Annotated in this window: 16 protein-coding genes; 8 read left to right on the top strand and 8 right to left on the bottom strand. The window is 67.7% G+C overall.

Going from position 1 to position 18,456, the window contains the following annotated elements; translation table 11 throughout:
* Positions 1-95 precede the first annotated feature (95 nt).
* Positions 96-311 (top strand): helix-turn-helix domain-containing protein, encoded by a 216-nt coding sequence (locus tag AB0N75_RS09265; RefSeq protein WP_136784652.1) that lies wholly within the window; start codon positions 96-98, stop codon positions 309-311.
* Positions 312-315: 4 nt separating this feature from the next.
* On the opposite strand, the gene AB0N75_RS09260 is transcribed toward AB0N75_RS09265, so the two are convergent.
* Complete coding sequence (locus AB0N75_RS09260; RefSeq protein ID WP_364648330.1) at positions 316-876, bottom strand: hypothetical protein; 561 nt, start codon at positions 874-876, stop codon at positions 316-318.
* A gap of 165 nt (positions 877-1,041) precedes the next feature.
* On the opposite strand from AB0N75_RS09260, the gene AB0N75_RS09255 reads away from it, so the two are divergent.
* Both AB0N75_RS09255 and AB0N75_RS09250 read left to right on the top strand, forming a co-directional pair.
* Positions 1,042-1,743, top strand: a complete 702-nt coding sequence (locus AB0N75_RS09255; RefSeq protein ID WP_364648327.1) for a LysM domain-containing protein — start codon at positions 1,042-1,044, stop codon at positions 1,741-1,743.
* Positions 1,744-1,781: 38 nt separating this feature from the next.
* Positions 1,782-2,456: an Rv3235 family protein gene (locus tag AB0N75_RS09250; RefSeq protein ID WP_364648324.1), complete on the top strand. Its 675-nt coding sequence runs from the start codon at positions 1,782-1,784 to the stop codon at positions 2,454-2,456.
* A 13-nt stretch (positions 2,457-2,469) separates the two neighbouring features.
* Here the strand turns inward: AB0N75_RS09250 and secA are convergent, their stop codons facing one another.
* The 7 genes from secA to mtrA form a co-directional block, all read right to left on the bottom strand.
* A complete protein-coding gene (gene secA, locus AB0N75_RS09245; RefSeq protein WP_364648321.1) occupies positions 2,470-5,193 on the bottom strand; it encodes a preprotein translocase subunit SecA in 2,724 nt (907 codons plus the stop codon).
* Positions 5,194-5,237: 44 nt separating this feature from the next.
* A complete protein-coding gene (locus AB0N75_RS09240; RefSeq protein WP_364648318.1) occupies positions 5,238-6,488 on the bottom strand; it encodes a crosslink repair DNA glycosylase YcaQ family protein in 1,251 nt (416 codons plus the stop codon).
* 40 nt (positions 6,489-6,528) lie between these two features.
* On the bottom strand, positions 6,529-7,254 hold the full coding sequence (gene raiA, locus AB0N75_RS09235; RefSeq protein WP_364648315.1) for a ribosome-associated translation inhibitor RaiA: 726 nt from the start codon (positions 7,252-7,254) through the stop codon (positions 6,529-6,531).
* Between the two features lie 208 nt (positions 7,255-7,462).
* Entirely contained in the window at positions 7,463-8,287 is an 825-nt protein-coding gene (locus AB0N75_RS09230) for a phosphoribosyltransferase family protein (RefSeq protein ID WP_364648312.1), read from the bottom strand.
* A 108-nt stretch (positions 8,288-8,395) separates the two neighbouring features.
* On the bottom strand, positions 8,396-10,093 hold the full coding sequence (locus tag AB0N75_RS09225; RefSeq protein ID WP_364648309.1) for an LpqB family beta-propeller domain-containing protein: 1,698 nt from the start codon (positions 10,091-10,093) through the stop codon (positions 8,396-8,398).
* A gap of 10 nt (positions 10,094-10,103) precedes the next feature.
* Positions 10,104-11,729: an MtrAB system histidine kinase MtrB gene (gene mtrB, locus AB0N75_RS09220; RefSeq protein ID WP_364648786.1), complete on the bottom strand. Its 1,626-nt coding sequence runs from the start codon at positions 11,727-11,729 to the stop codon at positions 10,104-10,106.
* 69 nt (positions 11,730-11,798) lie between these two features.
* Positions 11,799-12,476 carry an MtrAB system response regulator MtrA gene (gene mtrA, locus AB0N75_RS09215; RefSeq protein ID WP_127511342.1) on the bottom strand — a complete coding sequence of 226 codons (678 nt, stop codon included), beginning with the start codon at positions 12,474-12,476 and terminating at the stop codon, positions 11,799-11,801.
* A gap of 193 nt (positions 12,477-12,669) precedes the next feature.
* Here mtrA and AB0N75_RS09210 point away from each other — a divergent pair, with 193 nt between their 5' ends.
* The 5 genes from AB0N75_RS09210 to AB0N75_RS09190 are packed head-to-tail and all read left to right on the top strand — an operon-like array spanning position 12,670 to position 18,454.
* Positions 12,670-14,199, top strand: coding sequence for a glycerophosphoryl diester phosphodiesterase membrane domain-containing protein (locus AB0N75_RS09210; RefSeq protein ID WP_364648306.1), 1,530 nt, complete (start codon positions 12,670-12,672; stop codon positions 14,197-14,199).
* Positions 14,187-14,873: a DUF4129 domain-containing protein gene (locus AB0N75_RS09205; protein WP_364648303.1), complete on the top strand. Its 687-nt coding sequence runs from the start codon at positions 14,187-14,189 to the stop codon at positions 14,871-14,873. Before AB0N75_RS09210 ends, AB0N75_RS09205 begins: the two co-directional genes overlap by 13 nt.
* Entirely contained in the window at positions 14,870-16,132 is a 1,263-nt protein-coding gene (locus tag AB0N75_RS09200) for a DUF4350 domain-containing protein (protein WP_364648300.1), read from the top strand. The genes AB0N75_RS09205 and AB0N75_RS09200 overlap by 4 nt, the downstream gene beginning before the upstream one ends.
* Entirely contained in the window at positions 16,129-17,154 is a 1,026-nt protein-coding gene (locus AB0N75_RS09195) for a MoxR family ATPase (RefSeq protein ID WP_364648298.1), read from the top strand. The genes AB0N75_RS09200 and AB0N75_RS09195 overlap by 4 nt, the downstream gene beginning before the upstream one ends.
* Positions 17,155-17,161: 7 nt before the next feature.
* Entirely contained in the window at positions 17,162-18,454 is a 1,293-nt protein-coding gene (locus AB0N75_RS09190) for a DUF58 domain-containing protein (RefSeq protein WP_364648295.1), read from the top strand.
* Positions 18,455-18,456: the final 2 nt, after the last annotated feature.

Genomic DNA, 18,456 nt, shown 5'->3' with positions numbered 1-18,456 from the left:
AAACTACTCGCCTCAACAGCAACGCCCCAGCGCCGTCAAACGGCATCAAACGGTGCCATAATGGGGAAACCATTCCCGTTCCGAAGGATCTGTCCATGCCACGGTTCCTCACTCTGGCCGATGTGGCCGAAGAGCTGCAGATTTCCTCGTCGCAGACCTACGCACTGGTTCGCAGCGGCGAGCTGCCCGCCATCCAGATTGGCGGCCGGGGCCAGTGGCGGGTGGAGCAGGTTGTGCTGGACCAGTACATCCAGGACAAGTACGCCCAGACGCGTCGGCTGATCGAAGAAGCCAAGTCGAACGCGGAGTGAGCGCTCAGTCCAGGCGCCGCGAAACGAGTGCCGCGATGGCAGTGAACGGCACGGTGTAGACCGAACGGACATTGGCCGCGCGCCGGTCGTCTCCGGACGGTACCGCAGCGATGTCGAAGGAATCAGCCCCCACCCTGTCGATCACTCCCTCAGCCGCCGCGGTGCCGGAGTTGCCTGCCAGATAGACGCCTACCGGGGCCCGGTTCCGGCCGAGCCCCCGCAGCGCCGACCCGAGACCCAGCCGGCGCGCTGCGGACTTATCCGCCGCCGCATGCCGGCCCATGCCTTCGATCAACTGCACGGCAGCCAGGGGCACGAGCACGTTCCGTACGCCCTCGTTAAGCACCAGCCAGGTAGATCCCACGTGGGCGAGCGATCCGTCAAACCTGAGCTGTGCACCGGCGCTCACGCGCAGCTGCGTGCCCAGTTGTCCGCGCAGCCTGTTGGCTAGATCCACAGCGGCCAGCTCGATCCGCGCTCGCTCGTTGACCTCGGCCTCCAGCTCCAGCCGGTCCGCGGCGTGCAACTGTGCCTCCAGATCCTCGAACAGGGCGTCCCATCGCATGGCGCAAGCCTAGGAAGCACGGGCAAACAACGTCAATCGGTCAAGACCCTTTACATCTCCGTCAACTAAGTGCCACTATATGAAACCCCACGCATTCAAATGACACCAATCAGCAACAAATGACGTCAAAACTGTCCAACCGCGGCACGACCTAAGGGGCATCCGATGCGCCGAATCATCTCCGATCTCGTCACCGCAGGGCTGATACTCGGCAGCGGGACCGTGCTGATTCTTGCCGGCACGGGGATAGGCTCCGGGGCGCTGTGGCCGTCACACAGCTATCAGGACGCACTGGCGGTCCTTTCCGTCGGCGCCGGCGTCGCCGTGCTGTGCTGGCTACTTCTCGGTCTGGCTGCAGCTGCCGCCGGCGCCATGCTGGCGAAAACCGGACACCTGAAGCTGGCTGCACTGTCAGCCGCCGCTAGTCCGGCCTTCCTGCTGCGGCTGGCGGGCGCCGTCGTCGGGCTGAACCTGTTGGTCATCCCCGTCGCCCATGGTTCCCCCGCGGCAGGCACCGCCGGACCGCCGTTGCCCACCGCGCCTACACACACCGCCGGAATCGATCCGCTGTGGCAACCGGCCGGTGAGGCGGTGGACCCCTCGTGGCAACCGAGGCCTCCTGCAGCGGCACCCGGAATCGTCGCCAAGCCTCTGACCCGGGATGATCTCGGAAGCCGGCGGTCGGTGACCGTCACCGCCGGAGACTCTCTCTGGCATCTGGCGGCTGCCGAGCTCGGCCCGCTGGCGACGGACGCCGAAATTGCCGAACGGTGGCCGGACTGGCATGCCGCCAACACCAAAACAATCGGCCACGACCCCTCGCTGATCCGACCGGGGCAAACCCTCATCGTTCCGCCGCCGCGTTAAGGACCCCACGGGCTGCCCCGGAGCCGCGGAACTTCGAGGTGGCAGAGAAACGCCAGCGCACTACCGATGGAATGAAAGGGCAGGACATGGACAACGTTCGACGACTCCCGGACGCACGGACACTGGCGGAAGACGCGGAGGCTGCCGAGCAGGCGCACTCCCTCGCCCCCGCCAGCGGCGCGCCGCGGCCGCTGACGGTGCGGCGGGTCAACCCCGCCGGGCCCGACAGCTACTTCGCACCGGTCATCCGACTGCAGCCCAGGAAACCTGACCCGGCTGTGGCGGACCGGGCGTCCGGGCCCGGTGCGGTGTCTCCGCCGGTTCGGCTGCGAACAACAGCGGATCCGAAAGCGGCGGCCGAACTGCGCCAGGTGACGGCGACGGCCCGATCCGTGGCGCAGGCCTGTCTGGAAGCGGTCGCCGGCACGCGGCCGGTCCAGCAGTTGGCCCGATGGCTCGATCCCGCCAGCTACGAAAAGCTGGTGCACCGCGCAGACATTGTCAAGGCCCACCAAGCCAAACTGCGGGCCGGCGGCGCACCGCTGCGGCTGCACCGCAGCGCGGTGGTGCGGTCCTCCCGGGTGTGCCGGGCCGCCGAAGGCGCCTACGAAGCGTCGCTCGTGGTTGCCGACAGCCGGCGCGTGCGGGCCATCGCGTTGCGGCTGGAACTGGTCCGTGGGCTGTGGAAGGTCACGGCCCTGGAGATCGGCTGACGGCAGCCCCAGGCTACTTCCGGCGCTTGCCGCTCTTCGCGGGCCGCTTGTCCTTGGCAGTCTCGGCCTTGGCTGCGCTTTGGCGCTCCACCCGGGTCTCTGCCTCTCCGGTCGCTGTCGGTGCGGTGAACTGGAGCGAGGCAGGGCGCTGCGGAGCTTCCAATCCAGCCGCCACGATCTGCGGTCCCGCTGCCGTCCGGGCGTCCGCAATACCCGGCGCGGTCACCTCGACAGGCTGCTGGACCTGGACCTCGAGGTTGAAGAGGTAGCCGATGCTCTCTTCACGGATGGACTCCATCATCGCCTGGAACATGACGAATCCCTCGCGCTGGTATTCGACCAGCGGATCGCGCTGTGCCATGGCGCGCAGGCCGATGCCTTCCTTGAGGTAGTCCATCTCGTAGAGATGTTCCTGCCACTTCCGGCCGATCACCGAGAGCACCACGCGCCGCTCCAATTCGCGCATGGTCTCCGACCCGAGGGTCTGCTCGCGCTGCGCGTAGGAGACCTTGGCGTCGGAGACAATTTCGGCGCGGAGGAAATCGGCTGTGACCTTTGACCGGCCGCCGGCTTCCTCCAGCACTTCGTCGATCGTCAGTTCTATCGGGTAGAGCTGCTTGAGGTTGGTCCACAGCTGCTCATAGTCCCAGTCGTCGCCGTGGCCTTCCTCGGTGGCTTCGTTGACCATCGCGGTCACCACGTCCTCCAGGAAGAACGAGACCTTCTCGTGCAGGTCATCACCCTCCAGGATCCGACGCCGGTCGTTGTAGATGGCTTCGCGCTGCCGGTTGAGCACGTCGTCGTACTTCAGCACGTTCTTGCGCTGCTCGGCGTTGCGGCCCTCGACCTGGGCCTGGGCGTTCTGGATGGCCTTGGACACCATCTTGGACTCCAGCGCCACGTCGTCGGGCATCCGCGAGGAGTTCATGATCCGCTCGGCGGCGCCGGCATTGAACAGCCGCATCAGGTCATCGGTCAGGGACAGGTAGAAGCGCGATTCGCCCGGGTCGCCCTGTCGGCCCGAACGGCCGCGGAGCTGGTTGTCGATGCGGCGCGATTCATGCCGTTCCGTGCCCAGCACGTAGAGCCCGCCCAGCGCCCTGACTTCGTCGTGTTCGGCCTGCACAGCCTTCTGCGTCGATTCCAGGACCGCGGGCCAGGCGGCCTCGTACTCCTCGGCGTTTTCGGCCGGGTCCAGGCCGCGGCGTTCCAGCTCGGACACGGCGTTGAACTCGGCGTTGCCGCCGAGCATAATGTCGGTGCCGCGGCCGGCCATGTTGGTTGCGACGGTGACCGAACCCTTGCGGCCGGCCTGGGCGACGATCGCCGCTTCACGGGCGTGGTTCTTTGCGTTGAGTACTTCGTGCCGGATGCCCTGCTTGGCGAGCTGCTTGGACAGGTACTCGCTCTTCTCCACGCTGGTGGTGCCGACCAGGACCGGCTGGCCCTTCTCGTGGCGGGCGGCAATGTCCTTCACCACGGCGTCGAACTTGGCGATCTCGTTCTTGTAGATCAGATCCGACTGGTCGATGCGGGCCATCGGCTTGTTCGTCGGGATCGGCACCACACCGAGCTTGTAGGTGCTCATGAACTCGGCGGCTTCGGTTTCGGCCGTTCCGGTCATGCCGGAGAGCTTGCCGTAGAGCCGGAAGTAGTTCTGCAGCGTCACGGTCGCCAGCGTCTGGTTCTCGGCCTTGATCTCGACGCCTTCTTTGGCCTCGATCGCCTGGTGCATGCCTTCGTTGTAGCGGCGGCCGGCCAGAATGCGCCCGGTGTGCTCGTCGACGATGAGCACCTCGCCCTTGAGCACCACGTAGTCCTTGTCCCGCTTGAACAGTTCCTTGGCCTTGATGGCGTTGTTGAGGAACCCGATCAGCGGCGTGTTCGCCGACTCGTACAGGTTGTCGATGCCGAGGTAGTCCTCGACTTTTTCGATGCCGGACTCGAGCACGCCGACGGTGCGCTTCTTCTCGTCGACCTCGTAGTCCTCGGAATCCTTCAGCCGCATCACCACGCGGGCGAATTCCGTGTACCAGCGGTTGACGTCGCCGGAGGCCTGTCCGGAAATGATCAACGGGGTACGGGCCTCGTCAATGAGGATCGAGTCGACCTCGTCCACGATCGCGAAGTGGTGTCCGCGCTGCACCAACTCGTCGCGGCTCCAGGCCATGTTGTCGCGCAGGTAGTCGAAGCCGAACTCGTTGTTCGTTCCGTAGGTGATGTCCGCGGCGTACTGTTCGCGGCGGCTGGCCGGGTTCTGGTTCGCCAGGATGCAGCCGCTGGTCAGGCCGAGGAAGCGGTAGACACGGCCCATCAGATCGGACTGGTACTCGGCCAGATAGTCGTTGACCGTGACGACGTGGACGCCCTTGCCGGTGAGAGCGTTCAGGTAGGCAGGCGCGGTAGCCACCAGCGTCTTGCCTTCACCGGTCTTCATCTCCGCGATGTTGCCCAGGTGCAGGGCCGCCCCACCCATGAGCTGGACGTCGAAGTGGCGCAGCCCCAGCGTGCGGCTGGCGGCTTCGCGGACCGCGGCGAATGCTTCAGGGAGCAGGTCGTCAAGCACCTCGCCGTCCTGGTAGCGCTGTTTCAGCGTGTCGGTTTCCCCGCGCAGCTCGGCATCGGTGAGGGACTTAAAGTCCTCTTCCAGCACGTTGATCGCATCGGCGTAACCGCGCAGCCTCTTCAGCGTCTTCTTGTCGCCGGTACGAAGCACACGCTCGAGAATCGTTGGCACTACATTGCTCCCAGTCAGTCGCGCAGAATTCTGGCTTGTTCAGTCTACGTGAGAGACGTGCCGCGCACTGTTTTGGTTCCCTGGGCCCGTTTCGCAACCTCCCGGGCCAGGCCGGCAGCCAGATCGCCCCTGTCCTCAACCGCCACACGGTCCAGCGCCAACCATCCGGCCATGGCCGCGAGCTCGGCTGCCAGCTCCGCGGCCGTGCCGGGTGGAGCGTCGACTTCGGAATGCGCCGACCTGACCACCAGCCTGCCTGCGGGCCGGTCCGCCTTCAGGTCCACCCGGGCACACAGCCGGTCCCCCAGCAGGAACGGCAGGACGTAGTAACCGTAGGTCCGCTTCGCCGCCGGCGTATAGATTTCGATCCGGTAGCGGAAGTTAAACAAACGTTCGACCCGCTGGCGCTCGAAAACCAGGGAATCGAAGGGGCTCAGCAGCGCCCGGCCGGTGGCCCGGCGCGGCCTGGCGGCACCGGCATGCAGATAGACCTCCCCTTTCCAGCCATCCACCTCCACGCGTTCCAAGGTGCCAGCGGCCTCCAGCGCCCTCACCGCGCCGGCCGCAGCCCGCGCCGGGACACGGAAGTAGTCGGCAAAGCATTTGACCGTCCCGATACCGTGGGCCCGCGCCGCGGCTTCAGTCAGCCGGAGCATCGCTTCTTCCGGATGGGGCCGGTGCCCGGCGTCATGCGGCGCGGGCAGAACCCTGTCGGTCAGGGTGTAGAGCCGCTCAAATTGTGGGGTGCGCGCGGCGGCGCTGACCAGCCCCTGTTCAAACAGAGCCTCCAGCACCCGTTTGACCGCGTTCCAGTTCCAGCCCCAGTCGGTCTTGGCCCGGGTCTCCTCATGGCCGATCCGGTCCGCCACCGCGCGGGCAGTCAGGCCCCGCGAGGTGGCCAGCGCGTCGAGGATCCGGGCGGACAAATCCCGGACCACGTCCGGATCCATTCCGGCAGCGCCCACCCAGCGGCGCCGCTGCCACTGGCGGAGATCGGCGAAATCCTCCGGCTTGATGTAGCTGGCTTCGTGGGCCCAGTACTCGATCATGCGCCGCGGCGCTTTCCCGGCCAAGCGGTGCAGGATATCGACGTCGTAGCCGCCGAGCCGGGAGAAGAACGGCAGATAGTGCGAGCGCACCAGCACATTCACCGAATCGATTTGCAGCAGCCGTAGCCGGTCAAAGGTCCGGCCCACCTGCCTTGCTGTCACAAGACCGGTGGGCCGTTCCTTGGCCAATCCTTGGGCGGCCAGCGCAATGCGGCGGGCCTGGACCAGACTGATGCGGGCTGTCATGCCTTCATATTAGGCATCCATTAGGCAGCCGCTGCGGCAGTCAGGCGTTGGCGTTCTCCTGCGAGCGGTAGGCCAGCAGCTCTTCGCGCGCCTTGGCTTCTTCGGCACTGCAGTCGGCATCGAGGGTAATCACGCCATAGGTCCAGCCACGGCGGCGGTAGACGACGCTGGGCGCGCTGGTTGCCTTGTCAACGAACAGGTAGAAGTCGTGTCCCACCAATTCCATGTTGTCCACGGCATCGTCGAGGGTCATGGCCGCGGCCGGGAAGACCTTGCGGCGGATCAGCACCGGCGAGTCTCCCGCGGGGATGTCGTTTTCGATCTCGTAGCCGGTTCGTTCCTCGGCCGGGGTCTGGAGAGCGGCCGCGGAGGCCAGCGTTTCTTCATGCAGCGGCACGTCCGTGCTGGCTGGTTCCAGCGTGGCGGTGGCCTGGTGGACGGCGGTCGGAGTGTGGCGTCCGTGATGGACCTTGCGGCGGTCCCGGGCGCGGCGCAGGCGCTCCAGAAGCTTGTTATAGGCGATGTCGAAAGCTGCGAACTTGTCCGCTGCCTTGGCCTCCGCACGGACCACGGTGCCGCGTCCGAGCACGGTCAGTTCGACGGTCATCGAGCTCTCGGCATTGCGGGCATTGGCTTCTTTGGTGACTTTGGCATCAAGCCGTTGGACCTTGTCGCCCAGCTGCTCGATCTTGGAGATCTTCTCCTCAGCGTACTCGCGGAACCTGTCGGAAACGGACAGGTTGCGGCCGTTGATGTTGAATTCCATGGTGCCCTCCATAGTTGCCTAGATGACACAACAGCGACTGAAAGAGAAACTCCTTTCAGCCGCTGAAGACGGGAATCCTCCCTTACGGGAGCCCATACCTCACGTTAGATCACGTATGCCTTTTATTCACCTTTTAGTCAGATAATCTCGAACATTTCCTGCCGATTCCCTGCGGAACCCGCACCAACATCGGCTCGTCCGGCGCTCATCAGGATGGTCCGTCGGCGTGTCCAGCCGGAGCCGAGGCAGCTGCCAGCACCGCTCCGCCCAGGGGAACTCCGCCGGCGGCGCGGAGCGCCCTGGCCAGCTCGGCCATCGTGGCCCCGGTCGTCAGCACATCATCCACCAGCAGGCAGCCGCGCCCGGCGATCTGTGGCACGTAACGCTTCGGCACGGCCATGCTGCCGGCAACATTCCGCTGCCGGGCGGTCCGGCCCAGCGACTTCTGCCCGCCCGGGGAAGTCCACCGCATCAGCCGCTTTCCCGAGCCCGCCGGCCGGACCGCCGGCAGCAACTGCACTCCGGCCGGCAGCAGTCCGTGCCGTTCCAACCGGGAGAGCAGCAGCTGCAGCGGATCGTAGCCGCGGCGCCGGCGGGAGATCCCACGGCCGGGAACCGGGACCAGCACCGCGCCGTCGGGCCGGCCGGCACGCTCGGCGGCCGCGTCCAAGGCGCCCGCCAACGCGACGGCCAACACCGGGGCCAGTTCGGTCCGGCCATGATTCTTGAAGGCGAGCACTGCTTGGGACAATTCGCGCCGGTAGGGACCGCCCGCCGTCACCGGCAGCGGCCGGCCGGCCTCGTCCAGCGGGAGCGATTCGGACGCCTCCTCGACCGCCACCGGGCGCAGCGTGGAGCGCCGCAGCCGCTGCCTGCAGGCAGCGCACAGCACCTGGTCCGGCGCACCGCAGGCCACGCAGTCGGTCGGCAGCAGGAGCCGCCCGAACTGCCCGGACCAGATCCGCAGGGCCTGGACGCTCCGGCTGAAATACAGCCGGTCCAGCCCGCCGCCCAGCTCCGCCGTCGTCCTCATCGCCGTGTCCCTGCCATGCACCAAGCTTTGCCTTCCCCTGCCGCACCGGGGACGGATGCCGTGCGGTTGTGGACACGGCTGGGCCAGCAGCGGCCTGTGCAGGCGAAGCTAGCCCGGGAAGGACGGATCGATGACCAACGGCGAATTCCGCTGCGGCGCCCAGCTGTTGCCCACCCGGATGTAGAGCATCTCGTTGGTTTGCGCGTAGACGTCCTGGTCACCGTTTCCGGCGCTGATCTCCACCATGCCTTGCAGCGGTGCGGTCCGCTGGCTGCTGCCGTCCAGGTGCAGAATTTCCGCGGTCACGGCCTCTTCCGCCGAGGACTTCATGACAATGACGGTGTCCTCGTTCGCCCACACGCCGGTGTCCACCGGCACCGACGCTTTCAGCCGCTTGGGCGTGGTGATGCCGCGCGGCCGCCCATCCCGGTCTCGGACCACGCCGGCGATATACACGCCCGTGCTTTCTCCTTCGCGGGTGATGATCAAAGCCCTGGAGCCTTCGCGGGAGATCTGCAGCTCGGTCACCGTCCGCTCGGTCAGCCACTGGGCACTGACCGCAACCACTTCGTCCGGCTTCTCGATGGAGACCGCGGAAACCCTCCCGCTGCCGTCGCCGGCGGCGGTCCAGGCCCAGCCGAAGGGATCAACGCTCGGACCGGTCAGTTCCCGCCCTGAAGCCGCTTCCACCGCCCTGCGGTCTTCACCGATCACGAACATCCGATTGCGCTCTGCGGTCAGGAACGCGAAGCGCTCCTGGTCCAGCGACATCGCCGGTTCGCGCGGGCTCAGCCGGTCAACCGAGGGCAGGCCCTCGGGCTTGACCGGACGCGATCCCTCGTAGAAGACCAGCTCCTCGTTCAGGATCCCGACCTGTACATTGCCGACGGCGGGGTCGGTCACCGCGGCCTGGAACTCAGGATCGGGGCCGCTGCCCAGATCCACTTCCCGCTGGTCAACAGTCATCTGGACCGTGGAGACGGTATTGAGCTCGCCCAGGGTCAATTCCAGCTGCTGCTGCATCTGCTGTCGGCGCAGGAACGTGGTGCCGGTCAGGACCTCAGCGGAAAGGTCAACGCTGGCAGCGCCCGATTCGATGGGCACGGCCCGGCGCACCAGCTGCGATCCCTCCGGGAAGGCGCTGATCACCGCCCCGGCCAGGTACGGTGCCGGCCCCTCCAGCATGGCCGCTACGATGGCCGCCGAAATTCCCTGCCGGTTGGCGAACCAGCGCACATCGGGGACAGCGTAGGTGTAGGTGGGGTCGTAGAAGTAGAGGTTGTACGGGGAGAACAAGGTGCGGAAATCCACGGTGGAGACCATGGTCCCGTCCGGGATGCTGGAAATACGCCATTCGCCGTCCACCTCGGTCAGTTCAACGGGCAGCGATTCCGTGGCGCCTTCCTCGGCCTGCGTCCGCACCCCTGCTTCGTTGATGGAGGTGTCAACTTCCACCTGGAGCACGAACTCGGTTTCGGACGGCGAGCCCACGGTCTTCACGACGTTTCGGTACACCAGCGTCCGTTGCACCGGCTGCCATTCGCCCGCCAGATCCGGCGCCAGGAATTCGCGCGCTATCCGGTAGTCGTCCTGCGGCGCCGTCCCGGCCTGGATGAATCCCTCGACAATTTCCTTCGGGTCGTCCCCGGGCGTCGGTCCCGGCGGGTTGAAGGTGTATCCAGTCCCCCGACTGTCGCCGGAGTCGGCCTGGACCGTCGCGACCGGTCCCGACATCGGGATGGAGGAGCAGGAGGCCAGCGCCAGCATGGCCAGTACCATGACGACGACGGCGCGCAGGCGACTCACGCGGGCGGCCTCAGCTGGGGTCCGGAACACCGTTTTCCTCCTGCTGTTCGAGTAGGACGTTCTCCGCCGCCGGATGCCCGTGCATGCCGTTGGCACCGGCGGGCGGCAGCGGCAGCGGCGAGTGCGTGAGCGTGCCGCCGCTGTGCCGCGGCAAGGTTAAGCGGAAGCAGGCACCGTTGCCGGGCTCGCCCCACGCCTGAAGCCAGCCGCCGTGCAGGCGCGCGTCCTCGGTGGAGATGGACAGTCCCAGGCCGCTGCCGCCGGTGGTCCGCGCCCGGGCAGGGTCGGCGCGCCAGAAGCGGTCGAAGACCCGGGAGGCTTCCATCGGGGTCATGCCGATGCCGTAGTCCCGGACCGCAACGGCCACCGCTTCCTCGGTGGCACCGACGGTCAGTTCCACCGGGTTGCCGTCGCCGTGTTCCAAGGCGTTGACGATCAGGTTCCGCAGGATGCGTTCGATCCGTCGGCGGTCCATGTCCGCAATGCAGCGCGGTTCCAGCGCGATCAGGCGCAGTTCGGAACCAGAGTTGTCCGCCAGCGGCTGGGCAGCGTCAAGCGCTGTGCGGGCTATCTCCACCAAATCGGTCGGTTCCGCATCGAGCGCGGCAGCACCTGCGTCGAAACGCGAGATTTCCAGCAGGTCGGCCAGCAGTGCCTGGAAGCGCTCCACCTGGTTGTACAACAGCTCGGTGGAGCGGGCGTTGATCGGATCGAAGTCCTCGCGTGAGTCGTACAGCACTTCGGCTGCCATCCGGACCGTGGTCAGCGGGGTGCGCAGTTCATGCGAGACGTCGGATACGAACCGCTGCTGCATCTCGGACAACGTGGCCAACTGGGTGATCTGTTCCTGCAGGCTGCCGGCCATGTGGTTGAAGGAGGCTCCCAGCCGGGCCAGTTCGTCCTCGCCCCGGACTTCCAGCCGCTCCTGCAATTGGCCGGCGGCCAGCTTCTCCGACACGATCGCCGCCTGGCTGACCGGGTGCACCACCGCACGGGTCAGCAGCCAGACGATGCCGCCGACCAAGACCAGGAGCAGTGCGCCGCCGATCCAGAGCACGCGGTGGATGAAGTCCAGCGTCTGCTGCACGGAGGAGAGGTCGTAGACCAGGTACAACGCGTAGGCGTTGCCCGGCGGCAGCTGCACCTGGGTGCCGAACCCGATAGCCGGCACGTCGCTGTCGCCTACCGGCAACGCGAGTGCCTGACGGTACTGTCCGCTGCCGGTGGCGACCTCTTTGGCCAGCCCCTCCGGGATGATGTTGGCGGTGATGGACGTGTTGGACTGGCTGAACACGTAGAGGTTCTGCCCGCCCGGCAGCGGCGTGAGCAGGTAATAGCGCGGGGCTTCCGCGCCGGTGCCCTCCAGCAGTTTCAGCGTGTCCCCCACCATGCTGGCCACGGTGGCACGGTCGCTGGCGGACGAGCTCTCGAAGATGGTCTTGACTTGGGACAGGCCTCGCCGGGACTCGGCCTCTGCCTGGTTGACGCGCTCTTGGTAGAGCCCGGAGGCGATCTGGCTGGAGAGGAACGCGCCCACGCCCAAGAACGCGAAGGCGGTGAGCAGGACGGCAGCCGTGACCGTCCGGAACTGCAGCGATCTCCGCCATTTCCGGTTCAGGAAGTCGCGGCCCCGCAGTGTGGCATGCCAAGCGGCCTCAGCTGCCGCCTTCAGCTTGGCTTTCCACCGGTTGAGAACCGGCTCCACTTACCCTTGGCCGGCCTTGTATCCGACGCCGCGAACCGTGAGCACCACTTCGGGAGCTTCCGGATCGCGCTCGATCTTGGAGCGCAGCCGCTGGACATGCACATTGACCAGCCGGGTGTCTGCGGCGTGGCGGTAGCCCCAGACCTGCTCCAGCAGTAATTCACGGGTGAACACCTGCCACGGTTTCCGGGCCAATGCCACTAACAAATCGAATTCCAGCGGGGTCAGCGAAATCCTCTCGTCCCCGCGGTGCACCACGTGGCCGGCGACATCGATCACGACGTCGGCGATCCGCAGCGTCTCAGGGGCCCGCTGGTCTCCCGGGCGCAGCCGCGCACGCACGCGGGCCACGAGTTCTGCCGGTTTGAACGGCTTGGGCACATAGTCGTCGGCGCCGGACTCCAGTCCGCGGACCACGTCCGACGTATCCGCCTTGGCTGTCAGCATGACAATGGGGACATCCGATTCGCCGCGAACCTGTCGGCAGACTTCGATCCCGTCCAGTCCAGGCAGCATCAGGTCGAGCAGCACCAGATCGGGCTTGCTGCTGCGGAACACCTCGAGGGCCTGGGAACCGTCCGCGCAGAACACCGGATCGAAACCGTCGTTGCGCAGCACGATGCCGATCATCTCGGCCAGGGCCTCGTCGTCGTCTACGACCAGAATGCGTGCCTTCATATCTCCTAATTGTCCCCTATTTGACTGAGTTCCTGCCGCAACGGCACACCGGGCGCACCTAAAACGAGCCCACGGCCGGGCCCGGCCCGGGATTCTAGGAACTCACGGACCGAAACTATAGGCTGATGAGAGGCTAACACTTCGCCGACAGCCTCCCGCAGTCGGCCACACGAGATCAGAAAGACGGAACGCGATGAGCCACGGGGCCAACGACGCCGGGCATGACAGCAGGGATCCGCAGCAGGGCTCCGGCGGCGCCAGTTCCGATCCGGCCGGGCAGGGCAACGACGCCGGCCCGCAGCGGCCGGGCCGGCAGGATGCGGCCGGGCAACCGGTCTGGAACCAACCGGCAGCGCCGGGTCAACCGGGACAGTCCGGCCAGCCGGTCTGGGGCCAGCAGCCGGTGTGGGGGCAGCCTGGACCTGCCGCAGCACAACCTACGTGGGCACAGCCGGGCCAGCAGGCGCCGCCCGCCCCGGCCGGCTGGAACCAGCAGCAATGGGGGCACCCCGCTCCCGGCCAAACGGCAGGACAGCCCGCACCGGGTCAGCCGTGGGGGCAGCCCGGACAGGCATGGGGACAGCCCGCCCCCGGCGGCCAGCAGCCAGGCTCGTGGCAGGGGCTGCAAGGCGGCGGCTGGCCCGCGCCGACCGGCCCCGGTCCGTACCGAGGTTATGTGGCGCCGCCGAAACCGGGTGTCATCCCGCTGCGTCCGCTTGGCGTGGGCGAGATCCTCGACGGCGCATTCCAAGCTGCCCGCAAGAACGCGGCGGCCGTCTTCGGCACGGCGGTCCTGCTTCAAGTAGTGATCAGCGCGCTGGCCTGGTTGGTGGGTGGCCTGATCATTTCGGCCTTCGGCGGCCTGCAGGTCATGGCCAACGAGGAACTGACGGACGAGTCCGCGCTGGCTTTCGGCCTCTCCATCATCATCTCCTCCTTGGTTCTGGGCCTGCTGTCCAGCGTTGGGGTCTTGGTTCTGCAGGGCGTGCTCGCCATTCCCACGGCCAGGGCCGCGGTCAACCAGAAAACCGGCTTCCGCCTGATGTTCGCGCTGGCCAAGGGCCGGATCGGGGCCCTGGCGGGACTGGGCCTGCTGTATCTGGCCCTGACGGCCGTTGCGCTGGTGCTGATCGTTGCCGGCTCGTTCTTCCTGGCCGACCAGCTGGGCGTGTCCTCGGTCTGGGTCATCGTGCTGATCATTCTCGCCCTGACGGCTGTTTCCATCTGGATCGGCATCAAGCTGATGCTGGCCCCGGCGGTCATCATCATGGAACGTGCACCGCTCTTCCACTCGCTCGCCCGGTCCTGGCAGCTGACCAACCGCAGCTGGTGGCGGACCTTCGGCATCATCCTGCTGTGCACCATCATCGTCACGGTGATTACGTCGGTCATCAGCATGCCGATTTCGTTCATCCTTGGCCTGGCCGGCCCGCTGCTGGGCGATCCGACGTCGGCCGAGAGCATGCTCTCCACCATGGGACCGCTCACGCTGGCTTCGATGCTGCTGTCTTCGATTTTCTCGGCCATCGGCTACGCGTTCCAGGCCGCGGTGATCGCCCTGGTCTACATCGACCTGCGGATCCGCCGCGAGGGGTTCGACGTGGTGCTGCTGCGCGAGCACGAGGCGTCCGGCGGCCAGGATACGCGCAGCATTCCGGGGCTCGGCGCCGGAACGGCTCCCGGCTCCGCGGTCCCGGGAGCATCCGGGCCGTGGGGGCCGTGACAGTGGCCCCGGCCGCTCTGGCGCTCGCCGCGGCCCTGCTAAACCCGGATCCGGAGGAGGCGCGCGAACTGCTGGTCCGCGAGCTGGCCAAGGAGGAATACCAGAACGCCCGCCCCTCCGTGTTGGAGTCGGTGTTGCAGCGGATCCTGGACTGGTTCGCCGACCTGATCTCCCAGCTGAACGGCTTCAGTCCCAATCTGGGCACGTTGATCCTGGTCCTGGCCGCCCTGCTGTTGATCGGCGCGGCCGTTTGGGTGGTCAAGCCGCGGCTCAACGCCCGGCGCCGTGCAGCGGCAGAAATTTTCGACGCCGCCGTCCCGCTCACCGCCGACGAGCACCGCCGGAACTCCCGTGACGCGGCCGCCCGAGAAGACTGGGACACGGCCCTCGCCGAGAGGTTCCGCGGGCTGGTGCGCTCGATGGAAGAGCGCGTGGTGCTGGATCCACAGCCCGGCCGGACCGCCGACGAGGCAGCCGCCGGGATTGCTGCCGCGTTCAGCGCCGAAGCCGGACGGCTGCGGGCTGCGGCCAACCGTTTTGACTCCGTGCGTTACGGCAAAGTTCCTGCGTCCCGGGACGATGTGGAACGGCTGGCCGCCCTGGATGACTCGCTGGCTGCAGCGTCGCCGGCGGCGGCAAGAGCGAGCATCCCACCGCTGGCGGTCCCGCGATGACCCCGACAGGAACAGCCCCGGCGCCGGCAGAAGCCGGAAACCGAGCCGAACGCCCAGCCGATCGCGCGGAAGTCAACGCAGCCGGGACCCGGCCGGAAACGGTCGGCGACGGCGGCAGCGTGTGGTCCACGCTCCGCAACCGGCTGCGTCGGTGGAGCTTCTGGCTCGTCTTGCTGGTGCTGCTCTGCGGCGTCGTCGCCTTGGAATTGCTCCGCGGCCCGGCAGCCGACCGTGCCGACCTCTCCCCCGGCAATGCCGCGCCCAACGGTGCCAAAGCCGTGGCCGAGGTGCTCCGTCAGCAGGGCGTGCAGGTGGTTGCCACTGGCTCGCTGCAGGAAACGCACGACCAACTCCAGGCGGCCGACGCCACGTTGCTGGTCCATGATCCCAACGGCTACCTGGCGGCGGACCAACTGGAACCGCTGAAGCAGCAAACGGACCACATTGTGCTGCTTGAACCCGGCTTCGAGGCCCTGCGGGCGCTCGCCCCCGGTGTCCGGGCAGCGGGCGTGGTCCCGGGCGAAGGCGGGAACTTGCCAGCCGGCTGCACGGTCCCCGGCCCCAGCCGGGCCGGCGAGATCACCCGCGGCGGCCTGTCCTACCGCGGCGGCAGCGAGATGTGCTTTGCCTTCGAAACTCCTGCGGGGGACGCGGCACCCTATGTGCGCTCCGACGACGGGGTCACCGTGGTGCTGGGGGCAGGCCATGTGCTCAGCAACAACGCCATCGTGCAGGCCGGCAACGCGGCGCTGGCCCTGAACACTTTGGGCGCCACGGACCGGCTGGTCTGGTACCGGGCGGGACCGCAGGACATGCCCGTGGCCGAAACACCGGTCAACCCGATGAGCCTGCTGCCGGGATGGGTGCTGCCGGTTTCGCTGTGGCTGATGGCCGTCGGTGTCATCGCCATGTTCTGGCGCGGGCGCAGGCTCGGCCCGCTGGTGTCCGAGCCGCTGCCGGTTTTGGTCCGCTCGGCCGAGACGATCGAGGGCCGCGCCCGGCTCTACCAGAATGCCAAGGCCGTGAACCATGCGGCGGACAATCTGCGTGCCGCCACCCTGACCCGGCTCGCCGCCCACCTGCGCCTGCCCGCGGGAGCCGGCAGCGCCGACGTCGTTACTGCGGTGGCCCGGAACAGCGGACGCGCACGGGCGGATCTGGAACGTATCCTGCGGGACGAAGCGCCCGGGACCGAAGCCCGGCTGGTGGTCTGGGCCCAAGAACTTCAGCAGCTAGAGAAAGAGGTAACGCACCGATGAGCGAACAGACAGGACAGCGGCAGGCGGCCCAGTACGGCAGCGGCCCCGCCGTGGCCACGCCGCCCTCCGACGACGACCGCCTGCGCCAGGCCCTGCACGATGTGCGCGGCGAAGTGGCCAAGGCCGTGGTGGGCCAGGACGCCACCGTGACCGGGATGCTGATCGCCCTGCTCTCGCACGGACATGTGCTGCTTGAGGGCGTGCCCGGTGTGGCCAAGACACTGCTGGTCCGCTCGCTCTCCGCCGCGCTGAGCCTTGATACCAAGCGGATCCAGTTCACCCCGGACCTGATGCCGGGCGACGTCACCGGCTCGATGATCTACGACACGCACACCTCCGAGTTCCGTTTCCGCGAGGGTCCCGTGTTCACGAACATCCTGCTGGCCGACGAGATCAACCGCACGCCGCCGAAGACCCAGGCCTCGCTGCTGGAAGCCATGGAAGAACGCCAAGTCTCGGTGGACGGCACCTCGCGGAAGCTGCCCGAGCCGTTCATCGTGGCAGCCACGCAGAACCCGGTGGAATACGAGGGCACCTACCCGCTGCCGGAGGCCCAGCTGGACCGGTTCCTGCTGAAGCTGACCATGAACCTGCCGGACCGGGACGCCGAGATCGAGATTATCCGCCGGCACAGCCTGGGCTTCGACCCGCGCGACCTGCAGGGCGCCGGGGTGCGGGCCGCGGCCTCTGCCGAGGACCTGGTCCAGGCCCGGGCCGCCGTGGCCCGGGTGGCGATTGCACCCGAGGTCGTCGGCTACATTGTGGACCTGGTCCGGGCCACCCGGTCGGCGCCGTCGTTCCAGCTGGGCGTCTCGCCGCGAGGCGCCACCGCGCTGCTCAATACCTCCCGGGCCTGGGCCTGGCTGAACGGGCGCAGCTTCGTTACACCAGACGACGTCAAGGCGCTGGCCCTGCCGGCGCTGCGCCACCGAGTCGGCCTGCGGCCGGAGGCGCAGATGGATGGCGTCCAGGCCGACGACGTGCTGCAGAGCATCCTGGCCACCGTGCCGGTCCCCCGCTGAGCACGTCATGGCGATTACCGGGCGTTTTGTCCTGCTGGCCCTGGCGGGCATGATTCCGCTGCTGCTCTTTCCGCGGCCGGCCACGGCCCTGGCGTGGTGCCTGCTCTTGGCCGCCGCACTGGGCGTTGACCTGGCGCTGGCGCTTTCGCCGCGCCGGGTGGGGCTGCAGCGGCGGCTGCCCGCGAATGTCCGGCTGGGCGAATCAGTGACGGCCCAGCTACTGCTGGCCAATCATGGCCGCCGCCAACTGCGGGCCGTGGTGCGCGATGGCTGGCAGCCCTCGGCCGGCGCCGCGAATCCCGACCAGGGCGTGCGGATTTCGCCGGCCGAACGCCGGCTGCTCGAGGTCCGGCTGACGCCTCAGCGCCGCGGCGACCTCCTGGCCCACCACGTGGCCATCCTGTCGCTCGGTCCGCTGGGCGTGGCCGCGCGGCAGATTACCATCGACCTGCCGGGCCGGCTCCGCGTGCTGCCGCCCTTTCATTCCAAACGGCATCTGCCCTCCAAACTGCGCAAGCTGCGCGAACTTGACGGACGGGTTGCGGTGCAGATCCGCGGGGCCGGCACCGAGTTCGACTCGCTGCGCGACTATGTGCGCGGCGACGACGTGCGCTCGATCGACTGGCGAGCCACCGCCCGGCGGCAGGCCGTCGTCGTCCGCACCTGGCGGCCGGAACGCGACCGCCGCGTGGTGATCGTGCTGGATACCTCGCGCACCTCGGCGGCACGGATCGACGACGAGCCGCGACTGGACACCGGGATCGAAGCGTCCCTGCTCCTGGCAGTGCTCGCAGAACGCGGCGGCGACCGCGTGGACTTTTTGGCCTACGACCGGCGGCCGCGGGCCAAAGTCGCTTCCGCGGCCAAAGGCAACCTGCTCAGCCAACTGGTCAACGCCATGGCACCGCTGGACCCGGAGCTGATCGAAGCGGACTGGTCACAGATACCTGCCGAGGTCCATGCCCTGTCCTCGCACCGGTCCCTGGTGGTGCTGCTGACCGCGCTGGATTCCGGGGCCGCCGAGGAGGGGCTGCTGCCCGTACTGGCCCAGCTCAGCGCCAAGCACACCGTGGTGGTCGCCTCGGTCAGCGATCCGCACATCGACCGGCTGCGCACCGTGCGCGACACCGCCGACGACACGTTCCGTGCCGCCGCCGCGGAGCGGGCCGTGCTGGAACGGGCCGCCGTCGCGGCGCAGATCCGTCAGCTCGGCGCGGAAGTAGTGGACGCTCCCCCGCACGAACTGCCGCCCCAGCTGGCCGACATGTATATCCGGCTCAAAGCCGCGGGACGGTTGTAGCT

This window comes from Arthrobacter sp. NPDC089319 (genome assembly GCF_040684925.1).
GTDB lineage: Bacteria > Actinomycetota > Actinomycetes > Actinomycetales > Micrococcaceae > Crystallibacter.
This window is presented reverse-complemented; position numbering and strand designations above follow the sequence as displayed.